This window comes from Stenotrophomonas sp. 2YAF22 (genome assembly GCF_052114665.1).
GTDB lineage: Bacteria > Pseudomonadota > Gammaproteobacteria > Xanthomonadales > Xanthomonadaceae > Stenotrophomonas > Stenotrophomonas indicatrix.
In genome coordinates this window covers 1-3952 of record NZ_JBFRFE010000411.1, presented here as the reverse complement: position 1 = coordinate 3952, position 3952 = coordinate 1, and the positions used below count along the sequence as shown (strand labels likewise).

Below are 3952 nucleotides of genomic sequence, written 5' to 3'. Positions count from 1 at the left end.
GCGATGCGTCAGGTAGGTCCAGCGCCTGGCGGTGGATCGCAACGACATGGCGTGCGTCCTCAGAAGCGATGGTCGAGGCTGAACTCGACGCGCCGGTCCGCGCCCAGCAGCCACTGCGTGCTGGTGTAGTACGCCGTGCCGTAGTACGCCTTGTCGAACACGTTGAACACGCGCGCGGTCAGCCGTGTGCGCGGCGCGGCCTGCCAGGTCAGGGCCAGATCGGTGGTGGCGTAACCCGGAAGCTGCAGCGTGTTGGCGTTGTCGGCATAGCGCTTGCCCACGTAGCGCAAGCCACTGGCCACGCTCCAATCAGGCAGGAACTGCCAGCTCAACCAGACGTTGGCCAAACGTTCGGCCACGTTCGGCGGCACGTTGCCATCACGCGACACGATCACCGCCGGCGTGCCGGTGGCTTCCAGGAAATCCTCGAACCCGGCCTTGAGCACGGTCGCGTTGGCATCCAGCGACCACTGCGGCGCGAAGCTCCAGTTCAACGAAGCTTCGATTCCCTTTGAGGTCTGTGCCCCCACCTGCACGCGACGGTCGGGCTGCAACGGATCACGGCTGAGCAGGCCAGTCTTGCGGATGCGATAGGCCGCCAGCGTCCACTCGCCTCCGTCGAAGGCCTGCTTCATGCCGATCTCGATCTGCTTGCCCTTGGCCAGATCGAACTCGCCGTTGGCCGGGCTGATCATCAGCAGACCACTGACCGGGTCGGCCGCCTGCGAGTACTGCGCGTAGAGGGTCAACGAAGGCTGCACCGCGAAGACCGTGCCCGCGCGCCAGCCGGTGCTGTTGTAGGTCCTGGAGAACGCACGCTCGCCACTGATCAGGTCGTTGCGGTCGATCGTGGCACGGTCGTGGCGCAAGCCAGCGAGCACCGACCAGCGCTCGCTCAGTTCCAGCCGGTCTTCCACGAACAACGCGACCTGCTCGGCGCTGTTGCGGTAGCGCGGCAGGTTGGGTGCATCGCTGACGAACCCGCCGGGCACCGGATTGAAGGGATCCACCGGCCCCGAGCTGCCCGCATAGGTGTTGTTGGTGTGCTTGAAATGCGCACGGTTGGCATCGAAGCCAACGGCGAAACTGTTGGGCAGACCACCCGCATTCCCCAGCAGGCGCAGCGTGGAGGTCAACCCTGTCTGGTCCTGGTTGTGGGTGATCTGGGTGTTGCCGGAACGATCGATCAGGCCGGTGCGATCGTTGTAGACATAGGCCTCGGCGTTGCGCCAGTCGCGCTGGCTGTCGATCTGGTAGACCCGTGTGCGCCATTCCACGTTGTCGTTCGGCGTCCACGCCGCATCGAGCTGGGTCCAGCGGTCGCGGAAGCGGATCACGCTGTCGGCCACGTTGTAGTTCTTGTGGCGCAGCGCATCCAGCTGCTCTCCATCGATCAACGGCGTACCGAAGTAGCGCATCGGCTTCTGGTAGCCCTGCGCATGGGTCAGCGTGACCTGCAGATCGGTGCGGGGCTGCCATAGCAGCGCACCGGAAAACGTAGCATCGCCGTTGTGCCCGCGGTCGACCCACCCCCTGCTGTAGTTGCCGCTGACGTCCACGCGGTAAGCCAGCGCAGGCATGAGCGCACCGCCACTGCCGAATCCGAGTCGCGCGGTTTCCTCGCTTCCGACGGTCACACTGATCTCGTTCTCGATGGCACCGCGCGACGGCTTCTTCGGCACGATGTTGACCACACCACCGATGGCACCATCACCATGGATGACCGAGGCCGGCCCGCGCAGCACCTCGATGCGTTCGATCGACCAGGTATCGAACGGGAAGGTGATACCCACACCGCCATACTGGCGCAGGCCGTCGTACAGGCGCATCACCGAGGCACCATCGGTGAAGCCACGGCTGGACAGCGCACTCAGGCCGTTGCCTGGATGGGGCAGTGCACTGATCGCACCGGCGCGGGTGATCGCGTCGTTGAGATTGGAATCACCGCGCTGCTCCAGTTGCGCGCGCGAAATCACGGTCAGGCTGGCCGGGGTCTGCAGCACGCTCAGGCCGAGGGCCGAGCCGGTGCTGGCGGTGGAGGACAGCGCACCGCTGCGGGTATCCACCACGTGGACGGTGTCCAGAGTGGTCGGCGGCACGGCATCTGCAGCAAGCGCAGGCGTTGCCTGCAGGAAGGACGCGCACAACGCAGGCAGCGTCGCCCAGCGCAGCGGGGCGAAGTTGGGGGTGGTTTTCATGTATTCACGGCATGCAAGGCCGCCCCGCACTGCGAGGCAGCAGAAAGAATGGCGCACGCGGTAGTGCCAGGCCACGCCTGGCAACCCGGGAAAATCAATCAGCGCGTGCGCAAAGCGCTCAGACGGCCAACAGCACCGGTGGTCCACGCGCGCCCAACGTGCCGCAGATCCGCTGCGGCAACGCCTGCACCGCACCGCGCAGCGCGCGGCACACCGGTGCCAGCGGCATCATCAACAGCAGCGCCGCCACCAGCAGGGTGATCAGTCGTGCGGCAATCAGACAGTAGTCGCAGTCCACGCCCATCTCGTGATCGGCATGTGGATCGGCCGGCGGCTTCGGCGCCGCTTCGCCATGCTGCATTGCCATCGCGTGGTGGTCGTGGTGCCCTTCCCTCGCGTGCTGTGCGTGCAGGGCGTGGTCCATGACCGCCACCGTTGCAGCAACAGCAACGTGCGCATGCGCCAGCCAGCGGCTCACCAGCGGGGCAAGCAGCACCAGCAGCATGGCAAGCCATGCCAGGGTCTGGAACCGGCGGTGGAGAGCAGAGCGGCGCACGCGGCCATTCTACGGGGCTGAGGCCAACCTTGGACCACGTCCAGGGTTGCTGGTGCGGCCCTGCGACATCGTGACGCAGGGCGCCTCCGTGGTGAGCCACGACATACGCCGATATCCGCCGGGGGGACGGAAGGGCGCCTGGTGTGACCGGCCCCTTCCGTCCCCTGGCGGCAAACGCTAGAACCGTGCCGGTTGCTGCACAGCGCGTTCCAGGAACATGACGCCCGCCTGCAGGCTGTTGCGGGCGTTCTCCAACCAGCGCTCCGGATCGGCTACCGCGAATCGCTCCTGTGCATCCACATCCCCGGAGTCAGCCAGGTCGGCCAACTGCAGATGGATGTGGTGCTCCACCAGGCTCATCAATACGGCGAGCTCGGCCGATACCCCGGCGATGCGTTCGGTGAAGCCAGCGTCGTTGCTGTTCAGAGACATGTCCCCTGTTCCTATGCGTTGCGGTGTTGATGGATGGCTTCGAAACGCTCGGCGCAGGCAGGCCCACAGAACAGTCTGGCCGGATCGTTTTCGAAGTCTTCGCTGCAGTCCGGGTTTTGGCACTCCCCAGTAGGTTTGAGAGAGGCAACGTTGCCGGCCCGCACTGCGTGCTGGGCCAAGGCGCGTTGCAGGTGGCGCGCTTCCAGTTCCTGCGCTTCGTCGATGGTGTCCGTCATGCCAGTCGTATTTTATCGGGGGGTGGTCGCACCGATTGAGAACGTCGCGACCGTCGTGCGCGGTATCGGCACGGCATCGGACGTGCGTACTTCATCGGGTTCGTTTTCAAACATGCGGACTCCTTGTGCATGGCGCCCGGGTCGGGCGTTGAGAGAGGGCGAAGGGCCGTATCGAACGGCACCGGCATCATCGGAAAATGCGTTCTCGCCGGCTGCGACGCATCGTCGCGATGAGGACAATCTGCGACCGTCATCGCAGATCCCTCGCTGACAAGGACGCCATGCGAGACCGGGGATGCAAGGTGTCAAAAGGTGTTGCAAAAACAAGCCCGCTCCGACACCATGATGACGTCACCACCTACCATCACCCACTGACCACGTTGCGTCGGGCAGCCGCCGCATGTCCCGCGAACAGCGGGCAGCACACAGCACGTTGGCCGCAACCGGCCGCTGTGAACCGAACCACGCTTCAAGGGGACCCCGCCGAATGCAGACACCGCACCCAGTGCAGGACATCGTTCCAGCATTCC

Annotated in this window: 4 protein-coding genes; all 4 read right to left on the bottom strand. The window is 65.2% G+C overall.

Going from position 1 to position 3952, the window contains the following annotated elements:
- Positions 1-59 precede the first annotated feature (59 nt).
- The 4 genes from AB4Y84_RS15515 to AB4Y84_RS15500 all read right to left on the bottom strand — a co-directional run bounded on the left by AB4Y84_RS15515 (position 60) and on the right by AB4Y84_RS15500 (position 3422).
- Positions 60-2198: a TonB-dependent receptor gene (locus AB4Y84_RS15515; protein ID WP_442243900.1), complete on the bottom strand. Its 2139-nt coding sequence runs from the start codon at positions 2196-2198 to the stop codon at positions 60-62.
- A gap of 118 nt (positions 2199-2316) precedes the next feature.
- Entirely contained in the window at positions 2317-2703 is a 387-nt protein-coding gene (locus AB4Y84_RS15510; protein WP_442243937.1) for a DUF2946 family protein, read from the bottom strand.
- Between the two features lie 228 nt (positions 2704-2931).
- Positions 2932-3186 carry a hypothetical protein gene (locus tag AB4Y84_RS15505; RefSeq protein ID WP_089239227.1) on the bottom strand — a complete coding sequence of 85 codons (255 nt, stop codon included), beginning with the start codon at positions 3184-3186 and terminating at the stop codon, positions 2932-2934.
- Positions 3187-3197: 11 nt separating this feature from the next.
- The gene (locus AB4Y84_RS15500) at positions 3198-3422 is read right to left on the bottom strand and encodes a hypothetical protein (protein ID WP_223494385.1); all 225 of its coding nucleotides are present in this window, start codon (positions 3420-3422) and stop codon (positions 3198-3200) included.
- Between the last annotated feature and the right edge of the window lie 530 nt (positions 3423-3952).